Genomic DNA, 14,598 nt, shown 5'->3' with positions numbered 1-14,598 from the left:
GCTGACCCACGATGTCCGGTCCGCGGTGCGGATCCGCGGGCTCGAGAAGGCCTTCGGCGACCTCGCGGTCCTGAGGGGCGTCGACCTCGATGTGCCGACGGGCTCGATCTACGCGCTCCTCGGGTCCAACGGCGCGGGTAAGACGACGGCGATCCGCATCCTCGCCACTCTCCTTCGCGCCGACGCCGGATCGGTCGAGATTTAGGGACAGGATGCTGCGACCGCGGCCGCGCGCGTCAGGGAGACGATCAGCCTCACCGGCCAGTTCGCCGCGGTGGACGAGGTGCTCACGGGTCGTGAGAATCTCATCCTCGTCGCCCGGCTCCGCCACGTCTCCGATCCGGGCGACGTCGCCGACGGGCTTCTGGCGCGCTTCTCCTTGACGGATGCGGGCGGCCGCCGCGTCGGGACCTACTCAGGCGGCATGCGACGACGCCTGGACATCGCGATGAGCCTGATCGGCGACCCGCCTGTCGTGCTCCTCGACGAACCGACCACGGGATTGGACCCGCAGGCACGCATCGACGTGTGGGATGCCGTCCGCGAGCTCGCCCGCGGCGGCACGACCATCCTCCTCACCACCCAGTACCTCGACGAGGCCGAGCAGCTGGCCGACCGCATCGCGATCCTCCACGAGGGCCGCATCATCGCCGAGGGCACCCTCGACGACCTCAAGCGGCGGTTTCCGCCCGCGCGCGTGGAGTACGTCGAGAAGCAGCCGAGCCTCGAGGAGATCTTCCTCGCGATCGTCGGCGGAAAGGACACCCCGTGACCATGCACGTCGTCGGCGACACCGCCGCGCTCACCGGTCGATCGCTCCGCCACATCCTGCGGAGCCCCGACACGATCGTCACCACCGCGGTGATGCCGATCGCCTTCCTGCTCCTGTTCGTCTTCGTCTTCGGCGGGGCCATCCAGACGGGAGGCGAGTCGTACGTGGACTATCTCCTTCCCGGCATCCTGCTCATCACGGTGGCGTCGGGCGTCGCCTACACCGCTTACCGGCTCTTCCTCGATCTGCAGGGCGGGATCTTCGAGCGCTTCCAATCGATGCCCATCGCTCGGTCATCGGTGCTGTGGGCCCACGTCCTCACGTCCGTCGTGGCGAACGCGGTGTCTCTGGCCGTCGTCGTCGCCGTGGCGCTCGTCATCGGGTTCCGGAGCCCTGCGAGCCTCGGGGCATGGCTCGCGGTCGGCGGCATCCTGCTCCTGTTCACCCTCGCGCTCACCTGGCTCGCCGTGATCGCGGGACTCACGGCGAAGACCGTCGACGGCGCCAGCGCCTTCTCGTACCCGCTGATCTTCCTGCCGTTCCTGAGCTCGGCCTTCGTTCCGACCGACACGATGCCGGGGCCGGTGCGGTGGTTCGCGGAGTATCAGCCGGTCACGTCGATCGTGAACGCGATGCGGGCGCTTCTCGCGGGCGAGGCTCCTGGCGCGGACCTCTGGATCGCCCTCGTCTGGTGCGGAGGGATCCTCGTGGTCGCCTACCTCGGCGCCGCGCTGGCGTATCGGCGGCGGTTCCGCTGAGCGGGGATGTGACGTCGTGCTCGCGGGGCGTGTTCGCCCCGCGAGCACGGGCGCGTCATCACGCGGCCTTGATGTATCCGTTCGGGTTCAGCACGTACTTGCGCGCCGCGCCCTGGTCGAACTCCTCGTAGCCGCGCGGGGCGTCGTCGAGTGAGATCGGCGTGGCGTTGACGGCCTTGGCGATCTGCACCCTGTCGTGGAGGATCGCCATCATCAGCCGGCGGTTGTACTTCATCACCGGGCACTGGCCCGTCGTGAACGACAGCGACTTCGCCCACCCGAGCCCGAGTCGCAGCGACAGCGAGCCGACCTTAGCAGCCTCGTCGATGCCGCCCGGGTCGCCCGTGACGTAGAGCCCGGGGATGCCGAGGGCGCCGCCGGCGGCGGTGAGGTCCATCAGCGAGTTCAGCACGGTCGCCGGCGCCTCGTGGCTGGAGTCCGCGCCGTGGCCGCGCGCCTCGAAGCCGACCGCATCGACCGCGCAGTCGACCTCGGGCACCCCGAGGATCTGCTCGATCTGGTCCTTCGGGTCACCCTTCGACACATCGACGGTCTCGGCGCCGAACGAGCGTGCCTGTGCGAGGCGCTCCTCGTTCAGGTCGCCGACGATCACGACCGCCGCACCGAGAAGCTGGGCGCCCACGGCCGCGGCGAGCCCGACGGGACCGGCACCGGCGATGTAGACGGTGGAACCCGGTCCGACCCCGGCGGTGTAGGCACCGTGGAAGCCCGTGGGGAAGATGTCCGACAGCATCGTCAGGTCGAGGATCTTCTCCAGCGCCTGGTCGCGGTCGGGGAACTTCAGCAGGTTCCAGTCGGCGTAGGGCACGAGCACGAACTCGGCCTGGCCGCCCACCCAGCCGCCCATGTCGACGTAGCCGTAGGCGCTGCCGGGTCGGTCGGGGTTGACGTTGAGGCAGATCCCCGTCTTGCCCTCCTTGCAGTTGCGGCACCGGCCGCAGGCGATGTTGAAGGGGACCGAGACGATGTCTCCGACTTTGATGAACTCGACGTCGGGGCCCACCTCCACGACCTCACCGGTGATCTCGTGCCCGAGGACGAGGCCCGCGGGAGCCGTGGTGCGGCCGCGCACCATGTGCTGGTCCGAACCGCAGATGTTCGTCGACACCGTTTTGAGGATCGCTCCGTGAGGCACCTTGCGGCCGACGTTCGCCGGGTTCACGCCCGGCCCGTCCTTGAGTTCGAACTCGGGGTAGGCGGTGTCGATCACCTCGACCTTTCCGGGCCCTTTGTACGCGACAGCTCTGTTCGTTGACATCATCGTCCTCTCGTCGTGCGCGACACGGGGCGGCTGGCGCCCCGCGTTTCCAGCATGACCCTGGGGCCGTTGCGGCTCTACGTCTTGACAGGATCGCGTACGCGTCGATCATGCAGGGGCCGCAGGCCGCCCGCGAACGACGAAGCCCCCGCCCGGGAAATCCCCGGTCGGGGGCTGATTCGTCGCTGTGCGCGAGGGGGGAGTTGAACCCCCACGCCCTTTCGGGCACTGGCACCTGAAGCCAGCGCGTCTGCCTATTCCGCCACTCGCGCGAGCCACGGATCATCGACCCGCGAAACTCAACTTCCCGAGGATATCACGGCTCCCGGGCGGCCCCCGGCGCCGCCTGCCGCCGCACTCGAACCTTCGCCGTCGCACGCGAGACGACAGAAAGTGCGGTTCGGGATGCTGCGCGACCGCGTTCTTCGACGGGTCGCGGCCCCGCGCACGGCGTGCGGAGAGTGTCCGACGGAATCCCGGGAACGGCGGGTCGGACGCGGTGTGGATCGCCTGTCCAGACTGGACAACTAACATGTACCGACTGGATCGCCTGCCTGAGGAGCCCCGTGGGACTACTAGACAGCTTCGAGAAGGGACTCGAACGCGCCGTCAACAGCGCCTTCGCCAAGACCTTCCGTAGCGGGATCCAGCCTGTCGAAATCGCCTCGGCGCTTCGCAGTGAACTGGACAAGAAGGCCGCCGTCGTCAGCCGCGACCGCATCCTCACCCCGCACACCTTCACGGTTCGTCTCGCCCCGAGCGACGATGAGCGGATGCGCGCGATCGGTCCGGCCCTCGCCGAAGAACTCCAGTCCCTCGTGCACACCCACGCGCGCGCGCAGGGGTACAGCTTTGCCGGCCCCGTCACCATCACCCTCGAGCGCGACGATCAGCTCTCCACGGGAACGCTCCGCGTCGACAGCTCCAGCGCCGAAGGTGCGGTGTCGTGGCGCGGCGTGATCGACGTCGAGGGCAAGCGGCACCCGCTGCTGAAGGGCCGCACCGTCATCGGCCGCGGCAGCGACGCCGACGTCACGATCTCGGATGCCGGGACGAGCCGCAAGCACGTCGAGGTGCTGTGGGACGGCGAGCGCGCCATGGTCCGCGACCTCGGCTCGACCAACGGCACCCTTCTCAACGGCAGCCGCGTGAGCGAAGCACCGCTGGCGCCCGACTCCACCATCACGATCGGTCGAACCGATATCGTCTTCCGCGTGGTGGCGCAGGCGGTCCCTCCTCGGCCCTCCCGGCCGGCCCCCGACGCCACGCGCGCCTTCGACATCCGCGAACAGGGGCCGCTGTCGTGAGTGAACTGACCCTCCTGCTTCTGCGCATCGGCTTCCTCGTGCTGCTGTGGTTCTTCGTCTTCGCGGTGGTGTATTCGCTGCGCGCCGACCTGTTCGGCATGAAGGCCCGGAAGATGCCCGAGCCGGCCGCCGCGGCCGCCGCCCCGGCCGGCCCCGCCGTGACGAAGTCGCCGTCCTCGCCCTCGGCGCTCACGGAGCCCGTCGCCCGCGCGCGCCCCGCCGCCGCACCCGCCGCCCCGCAGAAGGGCGGACCGGCGACCCCCACCACCGTCTCGCGCATCGTCATCACCAGCGGCCCGAAGGCCGGTCTCGAACTGCCGCTCGGCAGCGAGCCGCTCACCATCGGACGCTCCAGTGAATCGGGCCTCGTGATCCGCGACGACTACACCTCCAGTCACCACGCCCGCATCATGCTGTGGGGCAATCAGTGGATGCTGCAGGACCTCGATTCCACCAACGGCACCTGGCACGACGGCGCGCGTGTGTCAGCGCCGGTCGCCATCACCGTCGGTGCGCCGATCCGCGTGGGGGCGACCACCTTCGAGCTCCGGAAGTAGCGGACGGACCCCTCCTTCATGGTCTTCCAGGGCTCGAGCGCCGCGATCTCGCACACCGGCAAGGTGCGCTCCAACAACCAGGACTCCGGGTATGCCGGGTCGAACCTCTTCGTCGTCGCCGACGGCATGGGCGGCCACGCGGGCGGGGATGTCGCCTCGAGCCTCGCCATCGAGAGGCTGCGTGACCTCGATGACTCGTTCTCGTCGACCGCGACGGCCGAACGGGCGCTCCGCGACGCCATCGCCGAGACCGCCCAGCACCTGATCGACACCGTCGGCGTCAAGCCCGAGCTCGCCGGCATGGGCACGACCGTCAGCGCGCTGCTGATGGTCGACGACTATGCCGTCATCGCCCACATCGGCGACTCGCGCATCTATCTGTACCGCGACGGCGCGCTCACCCAGATCACCACCGACCACACCTTCGTCCAACGCCTGGTGGACTCGGGCCGCATCACCCCGGAGGAGGCGCGCTACCACCCGCGCCGGTCGGTGCTCATGCGGGTGCTCGGCGACATGGATCCCGATCCCGAGGTCGACACGTTCATCATGCCGACCCAGCCGGGCGACCGGTGGCTTTTGTGCTCCGACGGACTGTCGGGCGTGGTCGACGACCCGCATACCGCCAAAGCCCTCGGGCTCGGCCTCGCCCCGGGCCGCACCGCCGATGCGCTGCTCAAGCAGGCCCTCGACGGCGGTGCCCCCGACAACGTCACCATCGTCCTGGTCGACGTCGGCGGGCAGCATCCGGTCTTCTTCGGCACCCCCACGATCGTCGGCTCGGCCTCGAACCCGATCGGCGTCGAGGTGCCCGCCGCCCGCCCCGGACGCAGCAGCTGGCTGCACCCCAACCGTGGGGCGGCGAACGAACCCACCCACTTCGAGCCCGACGCCGAGTTCCTCGAGGAGCTCATCGAAGAAGACCGGCGCCGCGCGCGCCGGCGACGGATCGCGTGGTTCGCGGGGCTGATCCTCGTGATCGCCGCCATCGCCACGACGCTGATCCTGGCGTACCAGTGGACCCAGACCCGCTACTTCGTCGGAGCCGACGACGACACGGTCGTCATCTACCGCGGCGTCCAGCAGGACATCGGTCCCCTCCCGCTGTCGACCCCCTTCGAAGACACCGGCATCGACCTGACCGACCTCCCCCCGTTCTCGCGCACGACCGTCGAACGGACGATCACCGCACAATCGCTCGACGACGCCCGGACGATCGTCGATCGACTGCGCATCGCCGCGGAGGCGAACTCATGACCGCACCTCCCGGCGTCACCCGACCCGACGCCCCTTCGACCGACACCGCGGTGATCCGCGCGCTCAAGCGCATCCGCGTGCCGCAGACGCAGCGAAACCGCGAGCTGTTCCTGCTGCTCTTCGCCTGCGCGCTGACGTGGGCGGCCGTCGCCCTCGTGCAGCTCGGGGCGATCGGCGCGATCGAGCCGACGTTCCTCTACTACTGCGGCGGCCTCACCGTGCTGGTGCTGGCACTCCACATCGTGCTGCGCTTCCGCGCGCGCGACGCCGATCCGTTCGTCGTCCCGATCGCCACCATCCTCACCGGCCTCGGCATCGCGATGATCTACCGGATCGACATCGCGATCCGCGACGAGGGATGGGATGCCGCGTCGACGCGCCAGATGGCCTGGGCGGCCATCGCGGTGGTCGCCGCGGTGGTCGTGGTGATCTTCCTCCGCAACTACCGGGTGCTCTTCCGCTACACCTATGTCTCCGGCTTCGCCGGCATCGCCCTGCTGCTGCTTCCCATCGTCCCCGGCCTCGGCACGAACGCCAACGCCGATGTCTGGGTCTCGCTCGGTTTCGTGTCGTTCCAGCCGGGGGAGCTCGCCAAGATCGCCCTGGCCATCTTCTTCGCCGGCTACCTCGTCCGCACCCGGGAGAGCCTCACCTCCACCGGCACCCGGTTCCTCGGCATGACCTGGCCACGGGCCCGAGAGCTCGGTCCGCTGCTGGTGATCTGGCTCGTCTCGCTCGGCATCATCGTCATGCAGCGCGACCTCGGCACCGGCACGCTCATCTTCGGCATGTTCGTGGCGATGCTGTACGTCGCCACCGGCAAGACCAGCTGGGTGCTGATCGGTGTCGCCCTCGCCGCCTCCGGCGCCTTCCTCGCCTCACGCGTGCTGCCCTACGTCGGCGGGCGCTTCGCCAACTGGCTGAACGCGTTCGACCCCGAGATCATCGAGCGCTCCGGGGGCAGCTATCAGCTCGTCCAGGGCATCTTCGGGCTCGCCCACGGCGGCCTCATCGGCACGGGGCTCGGTCAGGGCCGCCCGTACATCACCCCGCTGTCGCAGAGCGACTACATCCTGCCGAGCCTCGGCGAGGAGCTCGGGCTCGTGGGCGTCTTCGCGATCCTCTGCCTGTACATGGTCTTCGTCAGCCGCGGCATCCGCATCGGGCTTGCGGGACAGGATGACTTCGGCAAGCTCCTGGCCACGGGCCTGGCGTTCACGATCGCGCTGCAGGTGTTCATCATGGTCGGCGGCGTCACGCGCCTCATCCCCCTCACCGGCCTCACGACCCCGTTCCTCGCGGCGGGCGGTTCGTCGCTCGTGGCGAACTGGATCATCGTCGCCCTGCTCCTGCGCATCTCGGACGCCGTGCGCAGCCGCCCCCGGGTGGTGATCGGATGACGAAGGAACTGCGCCGGCTCAGCATCATCGTGCTGCTGATGTTCCTCGCCCTCTTCGGGTCGACGAGCATCATCCAGGTCATCCAGGCCGAGACCCTCGCCACGAACTCGGCCAACACGCGCGCGCTCTACGACTCGTACGAGGTGCAGCGCGGCTCGATCGTCGCGAGCGGGATCGAGATCGCGTCATCCGTCCCCTCCGATGATGTCTACAGCTGGCAGCGGGTGTATCAGAACGGCGACATGTGGGCACCGGTCACCGGCTACATCAACCCCGCTCTGGGCGCGTCGACCGGAATCGAACAGGCGATGAACGGCGAGCTCAGCGGCACCTCCAACGCGCAGTTCCTCTCCCGCATCGAGCGCATCTTCACCGGACAGCCGCCGCGCGGCTCGAACGTCGAACTGAGCCTGGATGCCACGGTGCAGCAGGCCGCCTACGACGCCCTCGGCGACCTGCAGGGCGCGGTCATCGCGATCGAGCCCGACACCGGCCGCGTGCTCGCGCTCGTGACCAGCCCGAGCTACGACACCAACTCGCTGGCCATCCACGACCCCGAGCAGGTGAACGCGACCTACGAGCAGCTGCTGGCCGACCCGGCCGACCCGCTCATCGACCGCGCGATCGGCGGCGATCTGAACCCGCCGGGGTCGACGTTCAAGCTCGTCGTCGCCTCGGCCGCCCTCGCTTCCGGCGATTACACGCCCGAGTCCGAGCTGCCGAACCCCGCGGTGTACCAGCTGCCGCAGTCGAGCAACGTGGTCTACAACGCCAGCCGCGGTGCGTGCGGTCCGGGCGAGACGGTCACGCTCGCCGAGGCGCTGCGCCTCAGCTGCAACATCCCCTTCGCCGAGCTCGCCGTCGAACTCGGCGACACTGCGATCCGCGAAGAGGCCGAGAAGTACGGCTTCAATCGGAGCTTCGACATCCCGCTCACCTCGACCGCCTCGCCCTACCCCCGCGCACTGGATGACCCGCAGACCGCGCTCACCGGGTTCGGCCAGGGTCAGGTCGATGCGACGCCGCTGCAGATCGCCATGGTCTCGGCGGGGATCGCCAACGGCGGTGTCGTCATGAATCCCCGCATGGTCGATCAGGTCATCGGGCCGGATCTGTCGGTGCAGCAGACCTTCGAGAACACCGAGTTCGGCCGCGCGCTGGATGAGGATCTCGCCGAGGAGATGGTGGCGATGATGGTCGCCAATGTCCAGGACGGCGCGGCGAGCGGTGCAAGAATAGACGGGGTCGACGTGGCCGGGAAGACCGGCACGGCGGAGAACGGATCAGACGAGCCGTACACGCTCTGGTTCACCGGTTTCGCACCCGCCGACGACCCCCAGGTCGCCGTCGCGGTGGTCATCGAAGACGGTGGCGGACAGGGCCAGTCCGGCAGCGGGAACACAATCGCGGCGCCCATCGCGAAGACGGTCATGGAGGCGGTGTTGGGAAGATGAGACCGACGCAGGGAGTGACCTTCGGAGGACGTTACGAGCTGGACTCGCGCATCGCCATCGGCGGGATGGGCGAGGTCTGGGAGGCGACCGATCACGTCATCGGACGGACGGTCGCGATCAAGATCCTCAAGGACGAGTACATGGGCGACCCCGGGTTCCTCGAGCGCTTCCGCGCCGAGGCCCGGCACGCGGCCCTCGTGAACCACGAGGGGATCGCGAGCGTCTTCGACTACGGCGAGGAGGCGGGCTCGGCCTTCCTCGTCATGGAGCTCGTGCCCGGCGAGGCGCTGTCGACGATCCTCGAGCGCGACGGCGCACTGTCGACCGACAAGACCCTCGACATCGTCGCGCAGACCGCGGCGGCGCTGCAGGCCGCGCACGCGGCGGGCCTGGTGCACCGCGACATCAAGCCCGGCAACCTCCTCATCACCCCCGACGGCCGGGTGAAGATCACCGACTTCGGCATCGCCCGCATCGCCGACCAGGTGCCGCTGACCGCGACCGGTCAGGTCATGGGGACCGTGCAGTACCTCTCGCCCGAGCAGGCATCGGGTCACCCGGCATCTCCTGCGACCGACACCTACTCGCTCGGCATCGTCGCCTACGAATCCCTCGCCGGCAAGCGCCCCTTCACCGGCGAGTCGCAGGTCGCGATCGCCATGGCGCAGATCAACGAGCAGCCTCCGCCGCTGCCGCCCACGGTCGCGCAGCCGGTGCAGAACCTCGTCATGGCGATGATCGCGAAGAAGCCCGAGGATCGACCGGCCTCCGCCGCCGCGGTCGCGCGGGCGGCATCCGCTCTCCGCCGGGGAGACCTCGCGGCGGCCGCGGCCGCGGTGCCCGCCGTCGCCGGTGCCGCCGTGCTGGCCGATGACGCCACCCAACTGCTCGCCCCTGCCGGTGCGACGGCCGCGGCGACCCAGATCCTGTCGGCGCCGCTGCCCGACTACGCCGAGCCGCAGGAGCCGGAGAAGAAGAAGCGCAGCCGCTGGACCTGGCCGCTCGTCGCCCTCATCGTCATCCTGCTCCTCGTGCTCGGCGGGACGCTCTGGGCCCTGTTCGCCAACCAGGGCGACCCGTCGCCCGACCCGTCCGGGTCGACGACGACCTCGCGCCCGACGCCCTCCCAGACGACTCCGTCCGCGACGCCCACCCAGGACCGCATCGACCTCGACGCACTCGGTCTCGTCGGCGTCGACTGCGACACCGCGCGTGCGGCGGCGCTCGACGCCGGCGTGCTCACCGTCAACTGCCAGCAGGGCAACGCCGCACCCACCGCCGATGAGGTCTCGCTCGTGTACGACTACGAGCCGCAGGGATCCATCACCCCCGACCAGGTGCTGACGCTGTCGTTCTACGGTCCGCAGACCGAGCTGCCGCAGCCGACCGCGCCGACCCTCAGCTCGGGCACGGTCGCGCCCGGCGGCACCCTCACCGTTAACTGGCAGGGCTACGCCTGCCCCGCCGGTGAAGGATCGCCCGGCGCCTACACGCTGACCGCGGTGAACGGCACGTTCTCCAACGGACAGAACACCATGCCGTTCGACACCAACACGCGCCAGGCGCAGCTGTCGGTGCCGAACAACGCCAGCGGCACGGTGCTCGTCACCTACACGGTCACCTGCACCGGAGGACCCTCCGGCGAGCGCACCTCCGGCAACTCGCCCGAAGCCCAGGCGACGATCGAGGCCGCACCCTCGCCCTCGCCCACCGACGGCGGCGGCGAAGGCGGCGGCGACGACGGCGCCGACGGCTGATCCCCGGCATCCGATCCGGTCTCAGGGAGTACCTCGGGACCGTCCGTTAGGCTGTACCCGTTCCACCAGGGGGTGACTGTGACCACTGAGACGCGCGTGCTTTCAGGGCGATACCGCGTCGATGAGATCATCGGTCGCGGCGGGATGGCCACGGTGTACCGCGGCGAAGACCTGACGCTCGGCCGTCAGGTCGCGATCAAGATCCTCGACCGCGATCTCGCCGACGACAATGCCTTCCGCACCCGTTTCCGGCTCGAGGCGCAGGCAGCCAGTCGCATGGCCAACCCCGCGATCGTGCGCGTGTACGACGCCGGCGAAGACTCCGAGTCCGGCGTCGACGGAGTGACGCGTCCGGTGCCGTTCATCGTCATGGAACTCGTGCGCGGGCGCCTGCTGAAGGACATCATCGCCGCGGGCCCGGTGCCCGTCTCGGATGCGGTGCGCTACGTCGACGGCATCCTCGAGGCCCTGGAGTACTCGCACCGCGCCGGCGTGGTGCACCGCGACATCAAGCCCGGCAACGTCATGGTCACCGACGCCGGCCAGGTCAAGGTGATGGACTTCGGGATCGCGCGCGCGGTGTCGGACTCATCGTCCACCGTCGCCGAGACGACGCAGATCCTCGGCACCGCCGCCTATTTCTCCCCCGAGCAGGCCAAGGGCGAGCCGGTCGACGCGCGCGCCGATCTGTACTCCACCGGTGTGGTGCTCTACGAGCTGCTGACCGGTCGTCAGCCGTTCCGTGGCGAATCCCCGGTGGCAGTGGCCTACCAGCACGTCAGCGAGACCCCGCTCACCCCGTCGGAGATCGTCGAGACCGTGCCGCGCGCGCTCGACACCGTCGTGCTGCGGGCGCTGGCGAAGGATCCTTTCCAGCGCTACCAGGATGCCGCGGGCTTCCGCGAGGCACTGGATGCCACCATCGACGGCAAGGCCCCGTCCAAGCGTCAGGTGGGGGCCCTCACCAGCGAGCTCTACGGTCCGAACCCGCGCGCCGCTGCCGAGACCGCGCGATCACTGCGTCAGCTCAGCACCGACACCACGATGAAGCGCACCCAGGCGGGCCCGCCGGTCGCATGGATCTGGGCGGGCGTCGCGCTGCTGGCGGTTCTGCTGATCTCGGTACTGTTCTGGGCGGTGACGATCCAGCCGTCGAACGAGGTGCCCTCGAGCGCCCGGATCGTCCCCGACGTGTCGGGCATGACCTACGAGCGCGCCGTGGTGGAGCTGGAGGGGCAGGACCTCGTTCCGTCCCAGATCACCGAACCCAGCGTCCACGTGCCCGAGGGTGCGGTCATCCGCACCGACCCCGCCTCCGGCGTCTCGGTCTCGCCCGGGCAGGGCGTGCTCGTCGTGCTCTCCGAGGGTCAGGATCTTGCGACGGTGCCCACCCTCGAGGGACTGACGCGGGATGCCGCGGCGCAGGCGCTCACCGATGCGGGGCTCCGCGTGGGAACCATCCGCACCGAGAACGACCCCGGCCGCGAGGCGGGCATGGTGCTCTCGGCCGATCGCGACGCGGGCACCGAGGTGCCGGCCGGCACGGTGGTTAACCTCGTCGTTGCCACGGGAAACGTCACGATCCTCGATTACCGCGGTTACACCGTCGACGCCGCGACGCGCGAGCTGCAGTCCGACGAGCTCGGCCTCACGGTCGAGACCGCGGAAGACCCCGGCTGCCCCGCGACGAACCCGACGACGGTGTCGCAGCAGTCCCTCGCCCCCGGTGATGTGCCGGTGCGGTCGACGATCACCCTGACGTACTGCACCGGGGCCTGAGCCGGCGAGGGACTCCGTCGCTGGGGCTCCGGCGAGGGGCTTCGTCGCGCAGGCTCCGTCGCGCAGGCTCTGTCGCGCAGGCTCGAGCCGCGGCATCCTCCTTCTCGCACGCGGACGATCGGCCGAGGCGAGTACAGCCGGCGCGAGATCGCCCTCGCCTCGGCCGATTCTCCTCGCGTCGGCGAACGGAGTCAGCGCCGCGGGCTCAGCGTGGCGCCGCGCTCGGCAGCCCCGTGGAAACCGAGCGTCTCGAGCCAATTGCCCAGCAGCCGGTGACCACCCTCGGTGAGCACGCTCTCGGGGTGGAACTGCACGCCCAGCACCGGCACGGAGCGGTGAGCGATGCCCATGATCACACCACTCTCGGTCTCGGCCGTCACCACCAGCTCGGGCGGGAGCGTGGGGCGCTCGATGGCGAGCGAGTGATACCGGGTGGCGGTGAACGGGTCGGTGAGCCCGGCGAAGAGCGTGCTGCCGTCGTGGCGCACCTCCGAGGTCATCCCGTGCATCAGCTCCGGGGCGTGACCCACCCGGGCACCGTAGGCCTCGGCGATGGCCTGATGGCCGAGACACACCCCGAGAAGAGGGATGCGGCGGGCCGATGCGGCACGCACGACCGCGATCGACGCCCCGGCGTCGGCGGGCGTGCCGGGGCCGGGGGAGACCAGGACGCCGCGGTGACCCTCGAGGGTCTCGTCGAGAGCCTGCGGATCCAGCGCGTCGGCCTCCACCATGCGGGTGGACGCGCCCAGCTGGTGGAGGTAGCCGACCAGGGTGTGGACGAAGCTGTCGTGATTGTCGACGACGAGCACGTCGGCCGTCACTCGACCGTCACTTCCTGCGGATTGACGAACTGGCTCACCCAGGGGAAGGCGTAGAAGAACAACCCGTAGAGGATCGCGGCGACGAGGACGATCACGATGAACAGCCGCACCCACCAGGGGCCGGGAAGAACCCGCCAGAACGCGGCGTACATCAGCTGACTCCCTCGGTGAGCGAGGCCGGCGGTCCGTCGGCGTAGGGCTGGAACGACTCGAAGACGCCATAGGCGACGATGCGCTCGGCGAGCGAGAACATCGGGCTGCAGCTGGTCATCGTGATGTAGCGCCCGTTCGCCGGGACGTCGGGCATCTGCGGCACCGGGAGCAGCACCTCGACCTCGTCGGGCGTGACGTACTCGAGGGTGCGGAAGCGGTACGTGTACCACCCCGCCGGCGTCTCGATCACGATGGCGTCTCCGACGTGGAGCTCGGCGATGCGATTGAACGGTGCGCCGTAGGTGGTGCGGTGACCCGCGACGGCGAAGTTGCCGACTTCGCCGGGCATCTTGCTGCCGGGGTAGTGGCCGATGCGGAAGTTGTCGAGGGTTCCCGCGCGGGTGACACCACCCGCCATGGTCCAGGCGTAGTCCGAGCCGAAGCGCGGGATGCGCATGATGGCGAAGTCTTCGGTGCCGGTCGGCTCGGGGAGGATCACCGGCTCGGCCGGCGCCGGCTCAGCGTCGGCGGGTTGGTCGGAGGGAGTCGGCACGGCCTCGGGCAGGCCCTCGCCGTACTGCTCCGCCCACTGCTCCGACAGCTCCCGTCCCTCGGCGTTCGCTTGTGCGCCGAAGATGAGGTCGCCGAGGTACATCTGCCACCCGACGTAGAGCAGGGTCACGACGCCGGCGGTGATGAGCAGTTCACCGAAGACGCCGACGATCGAGACGCGCGGTCTCGGCTTCGCGTGACGCGGTGCTTTCCCGGGAGGCGCGGCCTGTGACGACGCCGCGCGGGCGGTGCGATCACGGCGCAGGGCCGGCTCGGTCATCCGCACGTCACGCTCGTCACCCACGGGGCGATTGTAGCCACCTCTCGCTGGGATCCCGCTGGCGGATAGAATGGGGCCCATGGCACGCTCAGGCAGGGACGACGACACGCTCATCGAGCGCGCGGAGGGCGAAGCCGCCCCCAACCCGGTGTGGTTCAAGCCGATCATGATCGGCCTCATGCTGATCGGCCTCGTCTGGGTCCTGGTCTTCTACATCAGCGGCATGCAGTGGCCGATCCCCGGCATCGGCGCCTGGAACCTCGCGATCGGCTTCGGCATCGCCTTCATCGGGTTCCTGATGACCACCCGCTGGCGCTGACCCTCCCACCCCCCACGAGACACGGTGAATCTCCGCGGGAGCGGGCAGGCGGCGGGCGAGCCGGAGCGGGGCGGGCGGACGAAGACGGATGCCGCGGCATCCGTCCTTTCCACAGGACCTAATTACACCGGTGTGATTCATCCCCAGGTG

13 protein-coding genes, 1 tRNA gene and 1 pseudogene are annotated in these 14,598 nt (G+C 69.6%); 10 read left to right on the top strand and 5 right to left on the bottom strand.

Going from position 1 to position 14,598, the window contains the following annotated elements; translation table 11 throughout:
* The first annotated feature begins 1 nt into the window (after position 1).
* Together DT073_RS02875 and DT073_RS02870 are read left to right on the top strand one after the other, a co-directional pair.
* A pseudogene (locus DT073_RS02875) lies at positions 2-772 on the top strand (ABC transporter ATP-binding protein).
* Positions 769-1,530, top strand: coding sequence for an ABC transporter permease (locus tag DT073_RS02870; RefSeq protein ID WP_124292026.1), 762 nt, complete (start codon positions 769-771; stop codon positions 1,528-1,530). Before DT073_RS02875 ends, DT073_RS02870 begins: the two are co-directional and overlap by 4 nt.
* A 58-nt stretch (positions 1,531-1,588) precedes the next feature.
* Here DT073_RS02870 and fdhA read toward each other — a convergent pair whose 3' ends face one another.
* Both fdhA and DT073_RS02860 read right to left on the bottom strand, forming a co-directional pair.
* Positions 1,589-2,809, bottom strand: coding sequence for a formaldehyde dehydrogenase, glutathione-independent (fdhA, locus tag DT073_RS02865; protein WP_124294311.1), 1,221 nt, complete (start codon positions 2,807-2,809; stop codon positions 1,589-1,591).
* 188 nt (positions 2,810-2,997) lie between these two features.
* Positions 2,998-3,081 (bottom strand) — tRNA-Leu (locus DT073_RS02860).
* Between the two features lie 294 nt (positions 3,082-3,375).
* Here DT073_RS02860 and DT073_RS02855 point away from each other — a divergent pair.
* The 7 genes from DT073_RS02855 to pknB all read left to right on the top strand — a co-directional run bounded on the left by DT073_RS02855 (position 3,376) and on the right by pknB (position 12,320).
* Complete coding sequence (locus DT073_RS02855; RefSeq protein ID WP_124292025.1) at positions 3,376-4,116, top strand: FHA domain-containing protein; 741 nt, start codon at positions 3,376-3,378, stop codon at positions 4,114-4,116.
* Positions 4,113-4,673 (top strand): FHA domain-containing protein FhaB/FipA, encoded by a 561-nt coding sequence (locus DT073_RS02850; protein WP_124292024.1) that lies wholly within the window; start codon positions 4,113-4,115, stop codon positions 4,671-4,673. Before DT073_RS02855 ends, DT073_RS02850 begins: the two co-directional genes overlap by 4 nt.
* 18 nt (positions 4,674-4,691) lie before the next feature.
* Entirely contained in the window at positions 4,692-5,930 is a 1,239-nt protein-coding gene (locus DT073_RS02845) for a PP2C family protein-serine/threonine phosphatase (RefSeq protein WP_124292023.1), read from the top strand.
* Complete coding sequence (locus tag DT073_RS02840; protein WP_124292022.1) at positions 5,927-7,330, top strand: FtsW/RodA/SpoVE family cell cycle protein; 1,404 nt, start codon at positions 5,927-5,929, stop codon at positions 7,328-7,330. Before DT073_RS02845 ends, DT073_RS02840 begins: the two co-directional genes overlap by 4 nt.
* A complete protein-coding gene (locus DT073_RS02835) occupies positions 7,327-8,784 on the top strand; it encodes a peptidoglycan D,D-transpeptidase FtsI family protein (protein WP_124292021.1) in 1,458 nt (485 codons plus the stop codon). The genes DT073_RS02840 and DT073_RS02835 overlap by 4 nt, the downstream gene beginning before the upstream one ends.
* Positions 8,781-10,541: a serine/threonine-protein kinase gene (locus tag DT073_RS02830; protein ID WP_124292020.1), complete on the top strand. Its 1,761-nt coding sequence runs from the start codon at positions 8,781-8,783 to the stop codon at positions 10,539-10,541. Before DT073_RS02835 ends, DT073_RS02830 begins: the two co-directional genes overlap by 4 nt.
* 78 nt (positions 10,542-10,619) lie before the next feature.
* Entirely contained in the window at positions 10,620-12,320 is a 1,701-nt protein-coding gene (gene pknB / locus DT073_RS02825) for a Stk1 family PASTA domain-containing Ser/Thr kinase (protein WP_124292019.1), read from the top strand.
* 191 nt (positions 12,321-12,511) lie between these two features.
* On the opposite strand, the gene DT073_RS02820 is transcribed toward pknB, so the two are convergent.
* The 3 genes from DT073_RS02820 to DT073_RS02815 are packed head-to-tail and all read right to left on the bottom strand — an operon-like array spanning position 12,512 to position 14,153.
* Positions 12,512-13,144 (bottom strand): anthranilate synthase component II, encoded by a 633-nt coding sequence (locus DT073_RS02820; RefSeq protein ID WP_124292018.1) that lies wholly within the window; start codon positions 13,142-13,144, stop codon positions 12,512-12,514.
* Entirely contained in the window at positions 13,141-13,296 is a 156-nt protein-coding gene (locus tag DT073_RS15790) for a hypothetical protein (RefSeq protein WP_164478133.1), read from the bottom strand. Before DT073_RS15790 ends, DT073_RS02820 begins: the two co-directional genes overlap by 4 nt.
* Positions 13,296-14,153 carry a class E sortase gene (locus tag DT073_RS02815; RefSeq protein ID WP_240638704.1) on the bottom strand — a complete coding sequence of 286 codons (858 nt, stop codon included), beginning with the start codon at positions 14,151-14,153 and terminating at the stop codon, positions 13,296-13,298. Before DT073_RS02815 ends, DT073_RS15790 begins: the two co-directional genes overlap by 1 nt.
* A 55-nt stretch (positions 14,154-14,208) precedes the next feature.
* Here DT073_RS02815 and DT073_RS02810 point away from each other — a divergent pair, with 55 nt between their 5' ends.
* Entirely contained in the window at positions 14,209-14,448 is a 240-nt protein-coding gene (locus DT073_RS02810; RefSeq protein WP_124292017.1) for a cell division protein CrgA, read from the top strand.
* The last annotated feature ends 150 nt before the right edge of the window (positions 14,449-14,598 follow it).

Source organism: Microbacterium sp. ABRD28, assembly GCF_003850245.1.
Taxonomy (GTDB): Bacteria; Actinomycetota; Actinomycetes; order Actinomycetales; family Microbacteriaceae; genus Microbacterium.
This window is presented reverse-complemented; position numbering and strand designations above follow the sequence as displayed.